Raw genomic sequence first — 22,485 nt, 5'->3', positions numbered from 1 at the left:
ATATCCAAAAAACATTATTGATTGATGAGTGTCTTAGAATATTTTTACCACTACTTAAGAGAATAAAAATTTTCAGAATTTAATTAATTTTATTTTGTCTTTCAATGTTTTTAGTTAAAATTACACAATGATTTTATATTTTCAAGGAACAACATGCTGACATTTTCGGAGATTCTATTAAGGTTGCAAACATTTTGGGCAAATGCTTCTTTTAACGATACCACAGGTTGTGCGCTTCTACAACCATATGATATTCCTGCTGGTGCCGGAACATTTCATCCTGCAACATTACTACGAAGTCTTGATAAAACCCCATGGGCTGTGGCTTATGTTGCACCTTCACGCAGACCAACAGATGGACGATATGGAGAAAATCCAAACCGATTAGGAAGCTATTATCAATTTCAAGTTTTAATAAAACCATCACCTGATAACATTCAAAATTTATATCTTCAAAGCCTTGAATCTTTAGGGCTTGATATTCATGCACACGATATTCGGTTTGTTGAAGATAATTGGGAATCTCCAACACTTGGAGCATGGGGGCTTGGCTGGGAAGTATGGCTTGATGGTATGGAAATCACACAATTTACCTATTTCCAACAAGTAGGAGGAATCCCTTGTGAAAGCGTAAGTGTCGAAATTACCTATGGTGTTGAACGTTTGGCTATGTATATTCAAGGAGTAGAATCTCTTTTTGACATTGCGTGGAATAAAAGTATGACATACGCCGATGTGCATTTGCAGGGTGAATACGAATTTTCAAAATATAACTTTGAAATAGCAGATACATCATTTCTTTTCACAAGCTTTGAAAATACACAGAATGAAGCACGAAAATGCCTTGAAGCAAATCTTCCTTTGCCCGCCTATGACTATACGATGCTCTCAAGCCATTTTTTTAATGTGCTTGATGCAAGAAAGGCAATTTCAGTTGCTCAACGCCAGGAATATATTTTAAAAATTCGTGAATTAGCAAAAGGTTGTGCTACCAAGTATAAAGAACAAGAGGACCAAAGACTAGAAAGAATAAAAAAATTAAAAGAAATCTAATATGGATATTTGTAATATAATTAATACAAGCGAAATAACAACTCAACAACAAATACCTTTACCTTACTCATCACTTCAATATTATGGAGTATGTTTCCTCATAAATTATAATGAGAAAAACTATAATAAAATTTGTACTTGAACTATGAAATCAAGGAATATCTTAAATACTTTCCAATAAAACCAACTGACACCCTACTCCACGCCTAACATGCTTGTTAAATATTTTTTATAGAATATAAACTAACTTATTCTAGATAATCAATAACTTTATGCAAATAAAAAATAATCTAGCTAAACTTTATTTTTTAATATAATGCAAATTGATAGCATCATTTAAGTCCATTCTTAAATCAACAAGAAAAGATCACTCAAAATATCTCATTATCTCATATCCACCATCACGCAAGTATTTATCTTTCTGCATAAGCTTGATGTCGCTTTGCATCATGTCTTTGATAAGCGTTTGTAAATCGTGCTTGGGTTTCCAACCTAAAATTTTCCGTGCTTTGCTAGAATCTCCTAAGAGGAGATCTACTTCAGTGGGACGGAAATACCGAGAATCCACTGCCACAACCTCCTTACCAATGTCAAGTTTAAAGTCCCCATTGCATTTTGCTACGATTCCTACTTCATCTTTACCTTTACCTGTAAAATCAATCTCAATGCCCAACTCACCAAAAGCAAGTCGCACAAACTCCCGCACTTCTGTCGTAATACCTGTAGCAATCACAAAATCATCAGGCTTTTCCTGTTGCAAGATAAGATACATTGCCTCAACATAGTCTTTTGCATGTCCCCAATCGCGTTTTGAAGAGAGATTACCAAGATAGAGTTTATCTTGTAAGCCAAGTGCGATTTTGCTTACCCCTCGCGTGATTTTACGCGTTACAAAAGTCTCGCCACGAATAGGACTTTCATGATTAAATAAAATTCCATTACTCGCAAAAATCCCATATGCCTCGCGATAATTCACACTAATCCAATACGCATAAAGTTTTGCACATGCATAGGGAGAACGCGGATAAAATGGTGTCTTTTCATTTTGTGGGACAGATTGCACAAGCCCATAAAGTTCACTTGTAGAAGCTTGATAAATCTTTGTTTTTTTTTCTAACCCTAGAATCCTAATTGCTTCCAAAAGTCGTAATGTCCCCAAACCATCAGCATTAGCGGTGTATTCCGGTGTCTCGAAGCTCACATGTACATGACTCATTGCAGCAAGATTATAAATCTCACCTGGTTGAAATTCTTGAACAATGCGAATAAGATTGGTAGAATCTGTTAAATCCCCATAGCAGAGTTTAAATTTCACATTGTGACTATGCGGATCTTGATAGAGATGATCTATTCTATCAGTATTAAAAAGCGATGATCTTCTCTTTATTCCATAAACTTCATAGCCTTTATTGAGGAGAAATTCCGCTAGATACGCCCCATCCTGTCCGGTAATCCCCGTGATTAATGCTTTTTTCATTATTGCTCCTTAATTTTTTCAAAAATATTTTAATTAACCATATTTGTAGCATACAATTATAACATATATATAACACAAACTACCAATCCTTGGTAAGATTTTATATTCAAAGTGTTGTATAATCTTTTATTCTTTTATAATATTAAGAATCCTAAATATCTGGTGTTATTAATGATGAATCTGGGGACTTTATAACGACCAATGGAGAATTACCACCAACCACATAAGAACCCTCTTGTGCAAAAGATTCTAAATTATCGCCATATATACTAATAGAAAGTGAACCTGTATTCAGAAAACCAATTTTTTCCAAAAAAAGAGATTTTGAATTTGCGTAGTTTAACCCGCAAAACCGAAATAAATTAGGCATTACTTCAATCTTAATCCTTAAATTATTGTTTGCAAAAATACTATCTGCTTCAAGAATATCTTTTGGTGCAAACATACGACCAAAGGCTGAATGATTGCTTAATGTATAAAATCCATGATGATGTGAAATGCGAATATTTTGTAAATCATTTGGTGCATAGATTCTGCCATTAAATCTTGCCTTAATTTGAAATTCTATATGATTAGAATCTTTTTCAATTTTTTTAATGACTCCACTAATAGGAGAAACAATCGCACTTGGAATGGTGGGATTAATAATTTTAGAACTACAAAAAAAAAGCCATACAAGGAGCGATACAAATAACAAAGTGGTTAAAATATACAATCCAAAATACGAAGTAACCAAACCTGCAATAATAATTAAATAAGCTATGGATTTTGCTTCTGGTTCAATAATACGCATATCTACCCCTTGCTTCTACATTAACATAACATACAAAAATAATATTATAGCAGAATTTTTAGAAAGCATAGTAAAGTTTAGACCCAAATAAAAATACAATTTTTCAAAATTACAATAAAATTAAGTTTTTAGTTGTAAATATAGAAAATAAAAATTATCATAAATTATACAATTATGAAAAATTGGAATCCTAAAAAGTTCAAGCATTCGCTACACTCCTGCTGAAACTTACTTGCAACATCATGCTTGGTTATGCAATTCTGCATTAGCACGAGCAACCTTATCGCAATGTTCATTTTGTGGATGTCCATTATGTGCTTTTACCCATTGTGTTCGTATTGTATGCATTTTACTAATATTTACATATTCTCCCCATAAATCTGTATGTTTTACATCCTTGAATCCCTTTTTTAACCAATTCTGTAAATATTGGTTAATAGAATCACATACATATTTAGAATCACTAATAATCGTAACCTCACATGGTTCTTTGAGTAATTTTAAACCCTCTACAACAGCTTTTAGCTCCATACGCCCATTAGTGCTATAAAACTCACCTCCACTTATTTGTTTATATACTTTTTCTTCATTACCCATGACATATTCCAATAACGCACAATAACCGCTTGACCCTGGATTCCCTAAGCTTGATCCGTCTGTATAGAGATTAACTTTCTTCATCGTTTTTCCATAAATTCTTTCAGGTATTTATGTTGAAATTATAACCTAAAAAATATATTATTCCATTTATTCTATACTAAGATTTCTATATAAATAAAAATAAAAATAACACATTATTAATCATTATGGATTATCATACTCTATTGAATATTTTAAAATTACCACTTTAATAAAATAAATTGCTCGCTCAATACTCTGACTTCGGAGAAGAAAATATGCAGCCAAGTAGATTCAAAATAAAGCATATCATTACAACATGTATCATCTTGACTGGTATGATTATGCTATATCTATATATTAAAAACTCGCAATTCTCTTTTGAATCTACAATCAAACAATTATGGGCAAACCATGTAGAAGATTGGGGATATATAATTCTATTTTGTTGGAGTATCTTAGAGGGTGAGTGGGGGCTACTACTTGCAGGAATAGCCTCTCATCAAGGATATTTAGATATTTACACTTGTATCCTTGTTGCGGGGCTTGGTGGTTTTACAGGAGACCAAATATATTTTTATATTGGAAGATTCAACAAAGACTATGTGCAAAACAAATTTCGATCTCAAAGGCGTAAATTTGCTCTTGCATCACGTCTTATGCAAAAATATGGCTGGCCAATAATCTTTATTCAGCGATATATGTATGGCTTACGCACAATTATCCCAATAAGTATTGGTTTAACGCGCTACTCTGCAATCAAATTCGCCATAATAAATCTTATATCGGCATGGATTTGGGCTGCTATTACCATTGTTCCTGCTTGGTATTTTGGCGAAGAGATTTTAGAGTTTTTAGCTGATTTTTTTGCAATAATCACACAAAATCCTATACTTTTTATGATTTTATTGGTTATAATTTTATCCATTATAGCTTTCTTTATGTGGAAACGCAAAAGATCTCAGGTTCAGAAAAATCACACGATTGCAACAAACTAAATTAAATTTAACAAAAAGGAAGTAAATGTTAGATACGCAGCATATTCAACTCAAGGAAAATACAAAAGAAGTCGGCGTAAAAATCATTTTTATTACAGAAGATTCTCTTAAAAAAAGAAAAACAAAGATTGCAAATTTTGCACTATTGGAGGAGCTTGGCTATAAAGCTAAAGGCAATTTTTATGTTCAAACAGATAAGATTCTCTATGTTGGTTTAGATGATGATAATCCAGAATCTTATGCAAATGCAGCGTGTCTTGCAATAAAAAGTTTAAGAAATTTAAAAATTACTCAAGCAAATTTAGATCTGAAAGGTATTGCTAAAGAAGATCAGTCCCATATTTTACAAGGATTTTTACTTGGTGGTTACGAATATAATGGATTTAAAACCAAAAAAGATGATGAAAAACTAGAAATCACAATTAATTTACTACATATCAATGAAAAAATCTTGCATGAATCTCAGATCATTTGCAAGAGTGTAAATTTTGTCCGTGATATTGTCAATACCCCCCCCAACATAGCGAATTCTGTTTATCTCTCTGAATTAGCACAAAACATAACAATGCAATACGCAAAAAAGTATAAAAACGCAGAAATTCAAGCCATTATTCGAAGTAACTCATATATGGAAGAACAAAAAATGGGTGCGTTTCTCGCTGTGAATCAAGCATCAAATTTCCCAGCATTTTTAGCACATTTAAGTTATAAACCAAAAGATTCTAAAAGTAGTAACAATAGAAAAAAAATCGCAATTGTTGGTAAAGGATTAGTATATGATACAGGTGGTTTAAGCCTTAAACCGGCAGATTATATGACAACAATGAAAGCAGATAAAGGTGGTGCATGTGCTGTTCTTGGTGCATTTCTTGCAACCATTGCACTTGAGCTTGATATTGAATTACACGCTATCATGGGAATTACTGATAATGCAATTGGCAAAAGTGCTTATCGCCCAGATGATGTATTAATATCTCGTGAAAAGAAAAGTATTGAAGTAAAGAATACAGATGCTGAAGGTAGGCTGGTATTAGCAGATTGTTTAAGTTATGCACAAGATCTTGATGTAGATATTATTATAGATTTTGCAACACTTACAGGTGCATGTGTTGTAGCATTAGGAGAATATACAAGTGGTGTAATGGGCTACAATGAGGATTTAAAACAAAAATTTGTAGAATCTGCCCTAAAGTCTGGAGAATTGGCACACACTCTTCCTTTTAATAAACATTTAAAAAAACTTATAGAATCCAAAATTGCTGATGTGAGTAATGTTTCAAGTTCTCGATATGGTGGTGCCATTACAGCAGGAATGTTTTTAGGTGAATTTATCCGAGAAGAATATAAAGAAAAATGGTTGCATATTGATATTGCAGGACCTGCTTATGTGGAAAAAGAATGGAGTGTAAATCCATCTGGTGCTAGCGGTATAGGTGTACGTGCATGTGTTGAATTTCTTAAAAGTTTGAGCTAAACCTTGTAAATTAGTTTTACGAGTAAGTAGAAAAATATACAAAGATATTCAATAGAAATATATTAAAGTCTTATTTGTTCGTGTCATATTCAAATCATATATACTAAAGAGAATCAAAAATCAATTAACATTGTATTATATCTTTATAATTAGAGACTAATAAAAAATTTTGAATGTCATGTGGTTCTACCATTTGGTTGCCAATAAAGTATTTTATGAAAATTATATAATGTCTTTTGCAAACATTTTTTTGATAACATTAAGTAAAGAGCAGGGAAAAGCAAGAAATAAATTTTTAATGATTATTAAAAATCAACAAAATTTATATTTTTCCCAAAAAGATTCACAAAACATTATACAGACATAGATACTTATGATTTGATGTTCATATAAATTTTTGTTGGTTTTTCTTAGCATCATTGCATCTTATTGTAAAAAGAATTTTATTTATATCTTTTTAAAACTAAAATAATGCTCCCTTTTGTTACATTCCACCAGTAAAGCCCGGCTTCTTATCCCAATCTGATAATTTGGATTCGATTCTGAAAGCTTAAATTGTCTTGAAATCATAGTTGAATTATCAGAAAATTAAAAAATATCGCAAGATTCCAAAAAGAAGTGAATGAATTTTCTCATAATGAAGTGATAAGATTCCAAGAGTGAGAAATTATATCTCAACCAATCATTGAGGCAATTCCAAAGTATCGATGTCAAGCCTTTCTGCTTGTATCGATTTGATTTCATCTAGATTCATTTTTCTCCATTGAATTGTTTTTCCCATAGTCCCTTTAGAATCTTTACTTATTCTTAGTTTTAAAATATTACCATCTTGTTTTGCATTTACATGGTATTCCTTACCATTATCAAATCTATATAATTTCCCTCGTATATATTCTTTCTCATTTTTCGCTACAAGATTCCACATAAATACCACACCACGCATCGGTCTAGTGCGTAGTTCTGGATTAGGGTTATTAATATCTAAAGTATTTTCTTGCGATTCATTTGATTTGTTTTTATTTGCGAAACCAACAGCATAAAATTTATTATTTTTTTTGAAAATTTCTGTATAACTTTCTTTTCCATCATGTATGACAGAATACACGCCAGAAATATCTCCTGCATAAAGAATGTTAAATAAACATACTATAAACATATACTTGAGTTTCATTTTCTTTCTTTCCCCTTTTTTACACAAAGCATAGGTACTTATTTTAGCATAGTTTTAAAAATATTCTTTCTCTTTCTCCAAAAAGATTCTGTATCTCATTTGCTTTATATTGATAGTATGGAATCTTTGTATCATTATAAATTTGTAAGTATTTAGTCTGAAAGAATTTTTTAGGTAAATTTATGATGGGATACTTTTTTGCAGTGCTTCTTGATGGATTGTTCGCAAAATGAGAAATTTAAAACTTTCAAGGTAGCTTTGCATATTTAAATTCGTATTTACCTTATACGCTTTATCATATCCTGTGCCATGATCTGGGCTTGTGCGGAGTATAGGGAGATTAAGGCTCACATTAATGCTTCTATCAAAATACAAAGATTTAAGCGGTGCTAATCCACTATCATGATACATTGCAACAAATATTTTAAACTTTTTGCGATTACTGGGTATAAAAGCAGAATCTGGTGCGATAGGACCTACAAAAACTTCATGACCTAATATTTGATTGAGAGATTCTATACAATCTTTGATTATAAAATCCTCATTTCCTAATACTCCATTATCTCCTGCATGTGGATTTAATCCTAAAACTGCAATTTGCAATAATTCAGAATCTTGCCCCTTATTGCGATGAGATTCTAAAGAATTTGTATTCTCTTCTTGCAAGAGCATATCATCAGATTCTTGTAACGAATGGTTAATATCAAGGAGTCTTGCCACCATTTTGTAGTTGAGTGCATAATGTTTTAAAGCGTTCATTTGTTTATCAAGATGAAGTTCCATAGGTATTGTATAGTCTTTATAATCTGTTTTTGTAGTTGCAGATTCTTGTTGAGATATATTAGAGAAGTTTCTTTCTTGTGTCATCTTGTCATCTTCTTTGTGTATTGGCAGTGAGATATTTTTGGTTGCAAAAAAAGAGAGATAAAAATCACGCAAAAAATTAGTCAATCTCTCTTTTTGAACATTTTGTGCAACAGCATTAAGTGGTATATGATCAGTAAAAAGTGCAACAAACATTTCTTCGCAGCCAAGCATCATAATTGCATTTTTTTGAAATCTCTCACGCAAATATTCTGTATGTCCTGCGTATTGTATCCCAGCAAGATTCCAAGCATATTTATTGATTGGCAGTGTTACAAGCCCAACATTATGTTTTATGCTTAATTCAAGAGCGGTGCAAAAAGACTCAAAACTATATTGTCCACTTTGTTGCGTTGGCATACCTTGTTGGATAGATATCCCAGTAGAATCTACTTCATGAAGTTGCATAGTAATTGGAGGTTTAATCCCCAATAACTTAGCAGCCCTTGCAAGTAAATCCCAACTCACGCAATAGATTGGCTTACACCACTTTGCAATCATCTCATGATTACGCAAAATAAGTTCTAATCCAATGCCATTAATATCCCCACATGACACATAAATAGTTGGTTTCTTTGAAATATTTTGTATCCCTTGAGTTTGAAAGATCTTTGTATTGCGTTGTTTAGAATTATAGATTTTTTTTGTATAGGTAGCTTTCAGCGTGGGATTATGAAGTATTTTTTCAGATTCACTTTTCTCTTGATTCTCTATATTTTCTTTTATCTCTTCTATTTCTTCTAATCTCTCAAGATTTTTAAGGGATTGGAGACTTTTATTTGAAAGATTTTGTGAATTGGCATTCAAAAGGTTATGAGTTTTGTTAGTATTTCTTCGTTGCATGTCTTTCCTCGCTCGAATAATTTCTACAAAAAATCTAAAATATTATCGTTATTGTATCATTTTTTATTGTATGATATTTGATTTTGAAAGTTTATTATGAGAATTCTTAGGCTTATATCTAATATAATTACGATATGGTAGTTTCTCTATTCAATATGGATTTGATTAAATTTCCCTTTTAATACTTAATAAAGATTATAATCAATAAATCAAGATTCTTCTTTGGAGATTCTCTAGTAGAATTTGTAAGAATTATATTTTGTTACAAATCTTATATAATTTTTCTTAAATATTTTTATAAAACTTTTATGAATACCCAGAGAAGCACTATTTATTTATTTTAAAGTGATACAATAAGGATTTTATTTGCTTATGCAATTATTTATTTTAACTCATTTTTTGGAGATACAAAATGTTTATAAAAACAAAAATATTACAAAAAATTTCAGTTATTCTTTCTTGTATAACATTTTCTCTTTATGCTGAACCACTAGGATTTGAGAGTAACTCAAATCCTCAACCTAATCCTACATCAGATTTGCAATTAGAATCTATTTTGCGTGCAGATTCTAACAATGGTGTAACACTCAAAGAACTTTTAGAACGTGCAAACAATAACTACTCATTACAAGGGCAAAATCTCTTAAACCAACAAGCACAAAAAGAATATCTCATCTCAAAACTCGCTTTTATCCCAACTCTTGATGCAAAATATAATTTTAATCATATTGGTGCAGGCGGACGCATATCCGATCCAACAAGTTATCACGCTCAAAATGCACAATTAGCATTAAGCTGGACATTTGATTGGAGTACTTATGAGGCGACACGTGAAAAGAATGCGACTATGCAAAAGACAAATTATGATACAAAATATGCCAAACAAAGTGTCTATCTGCAAGTTGTCCAACAATACTATACATATTTTAGCAATGAATCTACACTCATTACACTTCAGCACAAATTACAACAGATTCAATCTGATGTCGATAGAGTGCAAAAGCTCTATGATCAAGGGCTTCGCACAATCGCTGATTTAGAATCACTCAAATCTCAAGCTTCATCAACAAAATATCAAATTGATAATGCTACACTGAATCTCACACAAAGCAAACTGCTCTTAGAATATCTCACAAATAGTAAAATAGAAGGCATCCGCCGTGCAAATATCGCAGATCCAACCTATGTACTAGAAGATCGTAGCGATATTAAATCACTTGAGTATCAAATCAAAGCACTTAAATATCAAAATGCACAATTGCATTATTACCCAAGCTTTACTTTACAAGACACTTATACATATAATATGCAGATTCCAAACTTTGCACAAGATATGATAAATAATGCCATTGCAAATCCTGGTGGAGGATTTAGTAGTGGAGGATTTCTAGCAAATTATGCCTATAATCATAATTCGTTTGCACTGAATTTTACTTATCAACTCTTTGCAAAAATAGGTCTTAGTGTCCAAAAACAATCTTTTACACTTGCAACTCTCGCAAATGAAAAAAACCTTGCATATAAGAAAGAAGAGCAGAAAAAAGATGAGGAGCTGTATCGTAAGGCAATAGAAGTAGCAAAAAATCAAATTATTAGTGCCAAAGCAAGCCTTATTTCAGCAAATCTATCTTATGATAATATGAAAAAACGATATGATGCAAATCTCGTTACTTTCACGGAGTATTTAACCGCATTAAGCACAAAATATGATGCGGAATCTACTTTTATCCAAGCGTTAAATAATTATGAAATGCAAAAAGCAAACTATATTTTTTATAGCGGACAAGAGATTGATAAATATGTAAAATAAGATATATTTAATTGCTTGTTGTTGTATAAGTCAAATTATTCAATTCTTAATAATCTAAAATCTTTAGAGAGATGCACATTGCTTGGATCATAAATCCACATATCCAAGCAATATATCATGCAGTTTTATTTTTTTGTTGTGCTGGACTTTGTCGATTTTTTTGCTTTAGTATCCTGTGCGACTTTTTGCGATCGTGATTGTTTTGATGTTGTTGTATCATTACTTAAGTTAGCCTCAAGTAACTTCATATCTAATCCTTCAAGTGCACTTTCAAAGGCTTCAAGAGTATCATGTGCTGATTCTATTTCACTGCCAACATGCGTTTTGCTTTGTGTTGGCTCAAGATCATAAATTATATTATAAGCACGTTTGAGAAAAATCTCATTTCCTTTTGATGCTTGATAAAAACAAAGAGCCTCTACACCATGCATACGAATAGAGCTAGCTAACACACCAAATTCCTTATAATTAGATGCGATGGCGATAGCGTGGTATCTGCCTTGATAAAGTGCTTTTGCTACATCAACACTAATTTTCATATTAATATTTGCTTGCGTGTTTCCAAGAATCACATTGCAATATTGTCTTTCGAGTTGATTATACCATATATCTACATTATCTTTGCCTACATAGGCTTTCTTAATACATATATTATATCCATGATTCTGTAAATAATCAAAAATTACAGACATAAAAGCCGCATCAATTCTGTCGCAGTCAATAAATAAAGCCAAATCTTTTGCCATACCGTTTCCTTTAAAATGAATTAAAATTATGGTAAATCTCTACCATTTTTTGTGTGTAATAATGTTTTGGATTATGTAAAATATTATCCATCGCATCATATTCAATAATTTCACCTTGAAAAATTACTGCAACATCATCACATAAATTTGCCACAACATTTAAATCATGAGTGATTAAGATGTAACTCAAATGATATTTTTGTTGCATCTTCATCAAGAGATTTAATGTTTCTTTTTGAACAAATTTATCCAACGCACTTGTTGGTTCATCTAAAATAAGTATTTTTGGATTAAGAACCATAGCACGAGCGATAGCGACTCTTTGACGTTGCCCACCACTCAACTCATCTGGGTATCGCTCAAGCAAACTAATATCTAGTTTTAAGAAAGAAAAAATATTTTGAATAGCTAAATTTATTACCTCATAAGTTTTCTTTTGAAGTAATAAACCTTCTGATACTATATCCCAGACACGAAGTCTTGGATTTAACGCACTTGCAGAATCTTGAAAAACAATTTGAAGATGTTTTCTCATATCTTTAAGATACTTTTTGTTAATAAGTCCGTTATCAGAAAGCTGTTTATTAAAATAAAAATCCTGTCCCCGAGTTTCCATTAAATGAAGAATGCCTTGAGCAAGTGAGCTTTTACCACTACCGCTTTTACCTATAATACCCAAAGTTTTTCCTTCTTGCAAGATTAAATTCACATTTTTTGTAATTATTGATATTTTATTGTTAAAAAAATTACTTTTTTTAACAATTACACCAAAATTTTTAAGTTCCACAACAACTTTCGTTTCGTTTTCGTTTCGTTTTTTTTGCGTTAATGAGTTTGCTTCAAAAAGTTTTTGTGTATAGGAATGTTTTGGTTTCTGACCTTCTTTAAGAATTTCAATAATTTTTCCATCTTTCATAATTATATTTTTTTTACAAAAATATCTTAAAAGACCAAGATCATGGGTAATAAATAGTACAGCAATTTTCATTTTAGTAGAAAAATCCTTTAGGAGTTTTACAATCTGAAAACTTAAATGGGAATCAAGTGCGGTTGTTGGTTCATCACATATAATAAGCTTTGGTTGGGTAATTAATGCCATGCAAATTACAACTCTTTGACGTTGTCCACCACTTAATTCATGGGGGTAACGATAAAGCAATTCATGCTTTAAACCTAATTCATTGCAAAGATTCCAAATATGTTGCTTACGTTTTTCATAATCAAGAAACAATCCATGAATATTTAATACCTCTTGAATCTGTTTATAGATTTTATGAAGCGGATTGAGTGCATTAATGGGATCTTGAGGGATATAAGTAATTTCTTTACCTAAAATGGATTGGATTGTTTTTTTATACTTCATAAAAATCGAATCTTTTAGTAAAAAACTTTGTTTTTTACTAAAAGAATGAGTAAAGATATTTGCTTTATTTGTCGTTGTTGATTGTATTTCAAGAAGATTTTTATTTTCAAAACAAATCATGCCATTATTGATATGAATGTGTGATTCTAAACCTAAGATTACTCGTGCCAATAAACTCTTACCGCTACCACTTTCACCAGCTATACCCATGCACTCTCCATTTTTAAGAGTAAAAGTTATATCATCTAGTTGAAAATTATCATGTTTTTTTATTGACTTTGTATCATCGGAATCTTGCGTAGAAGTATTGTCTTGATGTATGTAGTATAAAGTTTGTGTTTTGTTGCTGGAATTATCTATCTTTTCATGAGAGAATTCTGATATATTATTTTGTGAAGATATTATATTGATAGGCTGAAAAGAAACATGAAGATTTTGAATTTGTAATAAATTATTATTTTTTAAAGTCTGATTTCTTGTGCTGGTATCTTGTATCATTTTGTTCTCATCCATTTTATAGCATTGATAAAACCTATCATGTGATACCCCCATATATTCTACAATGTATGCTTTTATTAACCAAAATTGTATTGATTGCAGAAAAATCTTTATAAGTTGTAGAGTTGATTATGACACATCTTATAGATAACCATAAACCCTAATGTAAGTCCGTGTTGAGTTTAATCTCTCTCGCACTCCTAAATGCAATAAGCTTAGAATCTTGTGAAGTGATTCGGAAGTGAATTCCATGCAATCCACTTAATTTTACACCCTTATATAAGCCATTAGATTCTATAACAAAATCACTATTGATTTCCTGTATTTTATGTGCCTCTGCACTATCAATAGAAACAATGCTACCAGATAAAATACTGATTCCCGCATCAACAATGCAACCATTGCCAAGACTAATTCCTGTTACAGAATTTGCACCAAGCAGACAATTTTTTCCAATGCTAATTGGCGTTGTATTTCCACCACTCAATACACCTAAAATACTTGCACCACCGCCTATGTCAGTTCCTTCGCCTACAATGACACTGGAGCTAATTCGCCCTTCGTTCATACATGCACCAAGAGATCCTGAATTGAAATTTACATAGCTCGCACCAGGCATTTGTGTGTAACCAGCACCCAAGAATGCACCAAAGCGAGTTTTAGCTGTATCGAGGATTCTAATATTATCAGCTTGTGGCAATACTTGCATAAGGTAGCGAGGGAATTTATCGATGTAATCAATACATGGAAATCTCCCTTTCATTTTAAGATGAATCTCATTTTCACGTAAATATTCTAACTCGTATGGCATATTTCCGCTCCATGCAAGATTTGGAAATAAACCAAATATTCCATCAAGATTGAGGCTTCTAAGTGGTGCATAACCTTGTGAAAGTGCATGTAATTTTGCATAGGCAACTTGCAATGATTCTGTCTTTTTATCTTCCACAAATGCAACAAATTGAAAATGAGGTTTTTTGGGGTCATACAATTCATCTTGTGGAGGTAACATAAGGCGTAATAATACAAATGATTCTAGAATAATTTGGATATTTTTATGTGTCTTGCCAATATATTGAAATACATTTGCCCAATAAGATTTAAGAAAATAAAGGTTATCAGAATCGCTAAATTTGTGAATATCTGCAACTGCTTGTTGATAAAAATTTTGAAATTCTTGCAACAATTCAGTATTTTGAATCTTTTCTAATTCTTCAATAATAAAAGGATAATAAAAACAAAGTGCTCGTATAATAAATTTTAAATCAATATCAACAATAGTCTCATTTTGTATTGTTGTCAATTCCGCAGAAGATACAAAAACGGCAAAACTACCAAAATTATTCTCAAAATTTAAGAATGGGAAATTTAAGGTAATTGTTTTATTTTTATCAAATGCGGATTGTATACTGCGACAAATACCAAAACATTTTGGTTTAGGATATTTTTGGTAAAATTCCTCTACAAAGAGTTTAAAATCATCTTTTGTTTTAATAGAATCAAATTGCAACATTATGTTTCTCCAAAATTTAAAATAAAATCTACATAGTAACATAATACTATAGATTTTTATTTAATAACTTAATAGAGAATAAAAATCTCTAAGTGAGACTTCAATACACATGTATAAACTATTTTTTAAAAATTATTCATATTATTGTAATATATTTTTATACTGAATTATTCTACAACTCATGTAGTTTTTTGATTTTTATATAGTTACACCAACTTATTGAATATGCCTTTTGTTGCGTGATAATATACGGTACAATATTTCGTATTGATTCCACTATCACGAAGAATCTTATAGCTTTTGTATGATAAAAAGTAGATTTGTTTAAGTGTATAATACTGCACAACAATATAGATATTCTATATTGCAGTATGAGCAACAAAACCAATTCTTTCATTTCTTACAAACATAATATCAAAGTTATTTTCAAATAAGATTCTATATCCCTTATCATGCAATAAATTGATAATATCCATTTTTCTAGATTGAACATAGTTATGCTCAATTGTCATCACACCAAATGTATATTTATCAAAATCAATTCCCTTTAAGACTTCTAGCTCACCACCCTCTACATCTAAAGACATAAAGTCGATATGCGTCACATCAGGGTAATTTGCCATTAATTCATTAAAAGTAATAGTTTGCACCTCAATATATTTCACATTTCCAGATGATACGTTTTCCATTCTTTCTTTATGATTTTTTGTCATAGTGATTTCAAGTGTATCCAAGAAATCTGCACTTGTCGTTGCAAAACGCGTTATGCCTATATTTTTTGAAAAGACTGCTTTATTATAACAATCACATTTTCTATTTTGTTGCAATTTCTTAAATGTCTCCGGATTTGCCTCCACACAAAATCCATTCCAACCTAATCGTTCAAATAAAAGTGTATTATTACTACTAATCCCATCATGAGCAGCAATATCTACAAAAAAACCATGTTTTTTATGTTTCAAAATTGTATATGCAATAATATCTTGTCCGAGTTGCCCGTGAAATTCAGCGCCTTGAATCTGTTGCAACCACCAAATATCAAGTAAGGCTAATACCCTGTTTAGAATACATAAATCTTGTTTGGATTTATAAAATGTAAAGGTGTTCAATACTTTATAGGTGTATTGAGTATACCCCCCCCCCCCACATATTATTAGAAATATAATATTTTTTCCTTTCAAAAAGACAAAAACCACAAATTCTCAATGACTTTGTTTTAATACTATTTTGAAATGTTTTTTTAAATGAAAAAATTTTCATCAAGCATCCTTTAAAATAAAACGAAAACATTATTTTATAATAAAAACATTCGTAATGGTTGTATTTTCTATAAAAATTATAAATTTTATAAGCTCTTTATAATTTTTCGTAACCATACTTGAGATATTTTATTGAAAGAGAAAATCTCATAAAAAATAAGATTTCAATTACAAAAATACACAAAAATTTATTATAATTCTTTTTTATTCTTATTGCAATAAGCGACTTAATTTATAATATAAATTAGGATTTTCTAATTTTATTTTTGGCTACAAAATGGTATTATGATGTAATTTTAGCTTCTTGAATTGTTGGAAAACAAAGAAAATGCTCTTTAGATTCAATAAAATAGAGAATAAGAATGAATGAAGGTAAATTACTAAGCTTATTGTGATATTGTGTGAGTTTTACATCAATGCTTAAGATATTGTGATAAACCAAGCTATCTAACTTAAATTATAAGGTGAAACAATGATTACTACAAGATTTGCTCCTTCCCCAACAGGGCATTTACATATTGGAGGGTTACGGACTGCTCTCTATAATTATTTATATGCACGATTAAAAAAGGGGAAATTTCTTTTAAGAATCGAGGATACTGATACAAAACGAAATAGCCAAGAAGCTTTAGATGGAATCTTAGAAGCATTTCGATGGGTTGGGCTTGAATATGATTCGCCAATGCTTTATCAAAGTCAAAGATTAGCAATCTATCAAGAATATGCAAAAAAGCTTTTAGATTCGAACAAAGCATATTATTGTTATTTGAGTCAAGAGGAATTGCAACAAATACGAGAAAATAGAAATGCAAATCATGCTGAGCTTACTCGTAAATATCGTGATTTCAAAGGTAAGATTCCATCTGGCATACAGCCATGTATTAGAATCAAATCTCCAATAAGTGGAAATATTAGTTTTCTTGATGGTATTAAGGGGGAGATTAGTTTCCAAGCAAGTGAGATTGATGATTTTGTAATTTTGCGAAGCGATGGGACTCCAACTTATAATTTTGTTGTTGCAATTGATGATGCTTTAAGTGGTATCACAGATCTTATGCGTGGTGATGATCATATCTCAAATACACCCAAGCAGCTTGTTGTATATGAAGCATTAGGGTTTGCAATTCCTCGTTTTTATCATATTCCAATGATCTGCAATGAAAAAGGGCAGAAGCTTAGCAAGAGAGATGGCGCACTCTCTGTTCTTGAATATCGTGAGGCTGGTATATTACCACAAGCTTTGCTTAATTTTCTCTTTCGTTTGGGCTTTAGTTATGGGGATCAAGAAATTTTTAGTCTAGATGATATGTTTTTATGTTTTGACCCCACACAGATTAATAGCAAGGCAAGTGCTTGTAATTTTTCAAAGCTTTATTGGCTTAATAGTGAATATATCAAAGCAATGGAGAATGAAGAATTATCAAAGCTTATAAATTCTGAGATATTGGAATCTCTTAAAAAAGATTCTAAAGAAAGAGCATTTACCCTGTTAGATGAATTAAAACCGCGTGTAAATAATTTAGTGGATTTAAAAAAGGAAATTTATGGAATCTTACATACACCTATTATGTCATGTGAAAAAGATTCTGAAAATCTTCAAGGAAATTATATTCCTGCAAGTTATGATGAAGCAATGTTTCAAAAGCTTTTTAAAGATTCACAAAAAGACATTCTTATACAATCATTAAAAGATTTTGCACAATGTCTTATAGCAACTCAAGAGGTTTCTATACAATCAAATAATCATTCCCATATACAAGTAAATCCAAATAATCCACAGGAATTTAAAGGATTTATTCATGCCTTCAGCGAAAATGAACACTCAATTCTTAAACAATCAGGGTTTAAATCAAGCCTCTTTATGCAAGGTCTTCGCCTTGCCTTGCTTGGGAAAAAGGGTGGAATTGACCTTGGAGCGTGTATTTTTATTTTAGGTAGAAATGAAACAAAAAAACGCATAGAATCTTTTCTTTCTTCAAGTTTTTTCCCATAGAACAAAAATAACTATAAATAGAAAATATCAGTTACAAAAAATTATCAAGAAAAATAGAATACAATTTGTAAATATCAGTATTATATTTACTTTTTAGTTATTACTTATCGTAGCAAAGAAGCTTAAAGTATCATTATAATTGATATTCTAATAGAATACTCTATAAAATCCTTGTTTTTTACTTGCAAGCTCTAACATTTCTTTATCTCCACGCGTATCACCATAGACATATATACTTGTATAATCACAAAGATTATATGTAGCTTTTATGCGATGCACTTTTTCTACACCATAGCAATTTGGGTGTCCAAAATTACCAGTGACAATACCATTCTTTACTTCCATAGTTGTGGCAAGAAGTTCAATACCCAATTTTTTACATAAAGGACGTAAATACTCTTCAAAACTTGCAGAGACTAACACCACCTTATGTCCTTGTTCTTTATGCCATTGAATCTTTGTTAATGCAGAATCTTTACAATAAGATTCAAGCTTTCGACAAAATGCTTGACATTTTTGTTCTAAAGTGATTTGCTCCATGCCACCCAAACACGACTCTAGCACAGATTGTTTTGTTTTTGCATTATTATAAATTCCAAGCTTATAAAGAAAAAGAATATGGATATTGCATAATATTTTTATATAAAATCTTTTCCCTAAAATAAATTTTAAAAATAACGCAAAAGAATCACCTCGTGTAATCGTACCATCAAAATCAAAAAATGCTATTGTCAAAATATTCCCCGTATAAAGAATTTTAATCTTATTTTCGTATGGCAATACATTCGATTTCTACCTTACTCCCTTTTGGCAATTCCTTTACTGCGACTGTGCTACGAGCTGGTTTGTGTGTAAAATATTGCCCATATACTTCATTAAATTGTGTAAAATATTGCATATCACTAAGATAAACATTTGTTTTGATAACGAGTTGCAATTCACTGCCAGCCTCTTTTAGCACTGCTTGTAAATTTTTGCAAACTTGATGTGTTTGTGCCTGAATATCAGAATCTAAAAAATCCCCATTTGGTAAAAGTGGGATTTGCCCTGAAGTAAAAATGAGATTACCTGTGGCAATAGCTTGAGAATATGGTCCAATAGCTTGTGGTGCATTTGATGTGGAGATAACTTCTAATGACATGTAAAACTCCTAAAAAAATAATTAAAAATAAAGTTGATTTTAACATATTTTAATAAATATGAAATTCTACCCTATTCTTTGATGAATATAAAAATCCATAAAGAATAAGAAAATTTAGGTTTTAATTTAAATAATCTTGATACAATAGTTGTATTAGTCTTTAGGGGTATTAGCTCTCAATTATCCCACAGAATATAGCTATGATTTATCTTTATTGAAGGATTAAATATGAATTATTTATGTGATTGTAAATATCGTTTTTTTCAATATAAAGATTTACAAGAAAACAAGATTTATTCTATTATAAAATTGTGTGTTTCTCTTTATTTTCCCTATTTTTTTTTCATTCTTTTTTTTGTTGGTTGTGCAGATAATATAAAATCACAGAACTTACAAAAAGATTCTAAACAGAAAGAATATCTTTATGGTATTGGGTATGGTGCTTCATTCCAAGAAGCGAAACAATATGCTATTAAGGATTTATCAACTAATTTACAAGTAAGCATAAAATTTGTGGCAAAAGATGTAGTGAGGCAAAAAGATAATTCTTTGCAAACAAGCGGTATTGCAGAAGTTTCTTTAGAATCAGCAATTAAAGATTTACCTGCACTTGAAATAGAGAAACAAACAAAAAAAGATAATAAATTCTCTGTGCGTGTGCGTGTTGAAAAATCTCTCTTACAATCTCAAATATTAAATAGAATCCAAGCAAATCAACAAACTTTAGATTCTCTACTTGAAACTTGTAATACTCCTCCTTTTCACAAATATAAGGATTTTAAACAAATTCTAGAAGATTATAAAAATGATCTTGCAATTTACCAAATTCTTTCAAAAAATATGTCTTACAATAGTGCTTTAACCATACACTATCAAGATATAAGCAATTCGTTACCAAACTACAATATAAAATTAGAATTTCAACATGATAATCCCAACAATATAAAGGTGCAACGCACTTTATATTCTGAATTAGGTAAATTTATAAAGATTGATAGTAGTGCCACAAAAACACTTGAAATTCTTATTGAGAATGCCGACATTACAATGGTATATCTTAGTTTTTATGACTGCAACAAAAAACTTGAGAATGTTGTAAAAATAAATACTTACTTGCCATACAATACATTTTATCAGGCACAGCAAATAACAAGATTTGGTGCAATTGTATATAAGAATATTGAAGCCACAAATTGAGATTAATCCTTTTTAAGAAGTTTTTATTTCAGAAAATCTCATAATGTTTTATTTGACTGAAAACAATATCAATAGAAGTGAAATTCCTACTAGAATATTATGAATTTAACATATATCGTTTTCTTTTTCTTTATATTATTTTTAGTTTTACAAATCCAAACTGCGATAATCATAGTATCAAAAAGACAAATTATTTGTTCAGTCTTTTTACCCTTGCACCAAGCAGATTAAGTTTTTCTTCTAGTCGCTCATACCCTCTATCCAAATGATAGATTCTGTGAATCTTACTTACACCTTTTGCTACAAGTGCTGCTAAGACAAGTGCCGAAGAAGCACGCAAATCTGTTGCCATAACCTCTGCACCTATAAGCTCTGTCTTACCATTAATCTGTGCTATATTACCATCAATTGTGATATTTGCTCCAAGTCGCTGCAATTCATTGACATGCATAAAGCGATTTTCAAAAAGTGTCTCTTTAATAAAACTTGCACCTTCGCATTGCGTACTTAATGCCATGAATTGTGCCTGCATATCAGTCGGAAATCCAGGATATTCTGTTGTTGTGATTCTACAAGCCTTAAGAGGTTGTGTCGCGGGAAATAATTCAAGTGTGCAAATATTATTACAATCATATTGATATTGCATATCAAAACCTATTTCTCGAAGTTTGATGTTCATGCTTTCAACATGTTCTTCAATAATATTGACAAGCATAATATGTGAGTTTGTAATTGCACCTGCACATAAATATGTCCCAGCTTCAATCCTATCTGGAATCACGCGAATAGGTTTAAATTCAATAATTTCTCTATCGCTTCCAATAATCTCGATTTCTGAAGTTCCAATTCCCTCAATATGAACCCCCGCCTGTTGCAATACTTCACATATTTGCACAACTTCAGGTTCTTTTGCTGCATTAATAATGCGAGTTTTTCCTTTTGCTAATGCCGCTGCCATAACAACATTGCTTGTACCTGTAACCGTAATTTTATCAAAAACAATATCAGCTCCTTGCAAGCCATCCCTTGCATGTGCAATAATATAGCCACCCCTTACCTCAATATCTGCGCCAAGCTTTCGCATAGCTTGAATATGTAAATCAACAGGACGTGCACCAATAGCACAACCACCAGGCAAACTTACCTCACAATGTCCAAAACGAGACAACAAAGGACCCAGCACAAGAATTGAAGCACGCATTTTACGCACAATATCATAAATTGCTTTTGTACTATGAATAGATGAAGTATTAATACTACGATGTCCGTAATTATTTGATGTAACTGTTGCACCAAGCATAGTTAATAATTTTCCAAAGGTAGTAATATCTGCTACCTCTGGAAGATTATAAAGTTCAAATGAATTTTTTGCAAGTAAAGAGAGGGCAAGTAAAGGTAATGCGGCATTTTTTGCACCTGAAATATTTACTTTGCCTTGCAATATATATCCACCTTCAATTTCTAGGTAGTCCATGATATTCCTTTTGAATCTTATGTACTTTATTTTTAATAATTAAGTAAAAGTAGAAATTGTAGCATGTTTTATAAGATTTCTCTCTAGTTTTCTCTATTTAATATTGATTAAAGTAGAGAAAATAATATTCTTTAACGAAGCTTTAAGGAAGCTTTAAATTTTTATATTATATACTTGTTTCTTTGAATAAGGTATTGTCA

Annotated in this window: 18 protein-coding genes; 6 read left to right on the top strand and 12 right to left on the bottom strand. The window is 31.0% G+C overall.

Going from position 1 to position 22,485, the window contains the following annotated elements; genetic code table 11:
* Nucleotides 1-153 precede the first annotated feature (153 nt).
* A complete protein-coding gene (glyQ, locus tag CQA53_RS00930; RefSeq protein ID WP_115542129.1) occupies nucleotides 154-1,053 on the top strand; it encodes a glycine--tRNA ligase subunit alpha in 900 nt (299 codons plus the stop codon).
* 367 nt (nucleotides 1,054-1,420) lie between these two features.
* Here glyQ and gmd read toward each other — a convergent pair whose 3' ends face one another.
* The 3 genes from gmd to rnhA all read right to left on the bottom strand — a co-directional run bounded on the left by gmd (nucleotide 1,421) and on the right by rnhA (nucleotide 4,004).
* Nucleotides 1,421-2,530, bottom strand: coding sequence for a GDP-mannose 4,6-dehydratase (gene gmd, locus CQA53_RS00925; protein WP_115542128.1), 1,110 nt, complete (start codon nucleotides 2,528-2,530; stop codon nucleotides 1,421-1,423).
* Between the two features lie 151 nt (nucleotides 2,531-2,681).
* Complete coding sequence (locus tag CQA53_RS00920) at nucleotides 2,682-3,323, bottom strand: hypothetical protein (RefSeq protein WP_115542127.1); 642 nt, start codon at nucleotides 3,321-3,323, stop codon at nucleotides 2,682-2,684.
* Nucleotides 3,324-3,563: 240 nt separating this feature from the next.
* Nucleotides 3,564-4,004 carry a ribonuclease HI gene (gene rnhA / locus CQA53_RS00915; protein WP_115542126.1) on the bottom strand — a complete coding sequence of 147 codons (441 nt, stop codon included), beginning with the start codon at nucleotides 4,002-4,004 and terminating at the stop codon, nucleotides 3,564-3,566.
* A gap of 275 nt (nucleotides 4,005-4,279) precedes the next feature.
* Between rnhA and CQA53_RS00910 the strand changes: the two genes are divergently transcribed.
* Together CQA53_RS00910 and CQA53_RS00905 are read left to right on the top strand one after the other, a co-directional pair.
* Nucleotides 4,280-4,939 (top strand): DedA family protein, encoded by a 660-nt coding sequence (locus CQA53_RS00910; protein WP_245945569.1) that lies wholly within the window; start codon nucleotides 4,280-4,282, stop codon nucleotides 4,937-4,939.
* 25 nt (nucleotides 4,940-4,964) lie between these two features.
* Nucleotides 4,965-6,413 carry a leucyl aminopeptidase gene (locus CQA53_RS00905; RefSeq protein ID WP_115542124.1) on the top strand — a complete coding sequence of 483 codons (1,449 nt, stop codon included), beginning with the start codon at nucleotides 4,965-4,967 and terminating at the stop codon, nucleotides 6,411-6,413.
* A gap of 682 nt (nucleotides 6,414-7,095) precedes the next feature.
* On the opposite strand, the gene CQA53_RS00900 is transcribed toward CQA53_RS00905, so the two are convergent.
* Nucleotides 7,096-7,584, bottom strand: a complete 489-nt coding sequence (locus tag CQA53_RS00900; RefSeq protein WP_115542123.1) for a DUF2147 domain-containing protein — start codon at nucleotides 7,582-7,584, stop codon at nucleotides 7,096-7,098.
* A gap of 180 nt (nucleotides 7,585-7,764) precedes the next feature.
* The gene (locus tag CQA53_RS00895) at nucleotides 7,765-9,291 is read right to left on the bottom strand and encodes a 4-hydroxythreonine-4-phosphate dehydrogenase PdxA (RefSeq protein ID WP_181882301.1); all 1,527 of its coding nucleotides are present in this window, start codon (nucleotides 9,289-9,291) and stop codon (nucleotides 7,765-7,767) included.
* Between the two features lie 412 nt (nucleotides 9,292-9,703).
* On the opposite strand from CQA53_RS00895, the gene CQA53_RS00890 reads away from it, so the two are divergent.
* Nucleotides 9,704-11,101, top strand: a complete 1,398-nt coding sequence (locus CQA53_RS00890; RefSeq protein WP_245945554.1) for a TolC family protein — start codon at nucleotides 9,704-9,706, stop codon at nucleotides 11,099-11,101.
* Between the two features lie 125 nt (nucleotides 11,102-11,226).
* Here CQA53_RS00890 and CQA53_RS00885 read toward each other — a convergent pair whose 3' ends face one another.
* The 4 genes from CQA53_RS00885 to CQA53_RS00870 form a co-directional block, all read right to left on the bottom strand.
* Nucleotides 11,227-11,847, bottom strand: coding sequence for an NYN domain-containing protein (locus CQA53_RS00885; RefSeq protein ID WP_115542122.1), 621 nt, complete (start codon nucleotides 11,845-11,847; stop codon nucleotides 11,227-11,229).
* A gap of 10 nt (nucleotides 11,848-11,857) precedes the next feature.
* Complete coding sequence (locus CQA53_RS00880; protein ID WP_245945553.1) at nucleotides 11,858-13,723, bottom strand: ATP-binding cassette domain-containing protein; 1,866 nt, start codon at nucleotides 13,721-13,723, stop codon at nucleotides 11,858-11,860.
* Nucleotides 13,724-13,868: 145 nt separating this feature from the next.
* Entirely contained in the window at nucleotides 13,869-15,221 is a 1,353-nt protein-coding gene (locus CQA53_RS00875) for a tetrahydrodipicolinate N-succinyltransferase N-terminal domain-containing protein (protein WP_115542120.1), read from the bottom strand.
* 359 nt (nucleotides 15,222-15,580) lie between these two features.
* A complete protein-coding gene (locus CQA53_RS00870) occupies nucleotides 15,581-16,417 on the bottom strand; it encodes an FkbM family methyltransferase (RefSeq protein WP_115542119.1) in 837 nt (278 codons plus the stop codon).
* A 535-nt stretch (nucleotides 16,418-16,952) separates the two neighbouring features.
* Between CQA53_RS00870 and gltX the strand changes: the two genes are divergently transcribed.
* Nucleotides 16,953-18,473 (top strand): glutamate--tRNA ligase, encoded by a 1,521-nt coding sequence (gltX, locus tag CQA53_RS00865; protein WP_115542118.1) that lies wholly within the window; start codon nucleotides 16,953-16,955, stop codon nucleotides 18,471-18,473.
* Nucleotides 18,474-18,620: 147 nt separating this feature from the next.
* Here the strand turns inward: gltX and CQA53_RS00860 are convergent, their stop codons facing one another.
* Nucleotides 18,621-19,208 (bottom strand): HAD family hydrolase, encoded by a 588-nt coding sequence (locus tag CQA53_RS00860; protein WP_115542243.1) that lies wholly within the window; start codon nucleotides 19,206-19,208, stop codon nucleotides 18,621-18,623.
* 28 nt (nucleotides 19,209-19,236) lie between these two features.
* Entirely contained in the window at nucleotides 19,237-19,614 is a 378-nt protein-coding gene (locus CQA53_RS00855; protein WP_115542117.1) for a RidA family protein, read from the bottom strand.
* Between the two features lie 228 nt (nucleotides 19,615-19,842).
* Here CQA53_RS00855 and CQA53_RS00850 point away from each other — a divergent pair, with 228 nt between their 5' ends.
* Nucleotides 19,843-20,811 (top strand): LPP20 family lipoprotein, encoded by a 969-nt coding sequence (locus tag CQA53_RS00850; RefSeq protein WP_115542116.1) that lies wholly within the window; start codon nucleotides 19,843-19,845, stop codon nucleotides 20,809-20,811.
* A gap of 190 nt (nucleotides 20,812-21,001) precedes the next feature.
* On the opposite strand, the gene murA is transcribed toward CQA53_RS00850, so the two are convergent.
* Nucleotides 21,002-22,285, bottom strand: a complete 1,284-nt coding sequence (murA, locus tag CQA53_RS00845; RefSeq protein ID WP_115542115.1) for a UDP-N-acetylglucosamine 1-carboxyvinyltransferase — start codon at nucleotides 22,283-22,285, stop codon at nucleotides 21,002-21,004.
* Nucleotides 22,286-22,485: the final 200 nt, after the last annotated feature.

It is taken from the genome of Helicobacter didelphidarum, from assembly GCF_003364195.1.
GTDB lineage: Bacteria > Campylobacterota > Campylobacteria > Campylobacterales > Helicobacteraceae > Helicobacter_A > Helicobacter_A didelphidarum.
The sequence above is the reverse complement of the archived record's forward strand: the minus strand, read 5'-3'. Positions and strand labels throughout refer to the sequence as shown.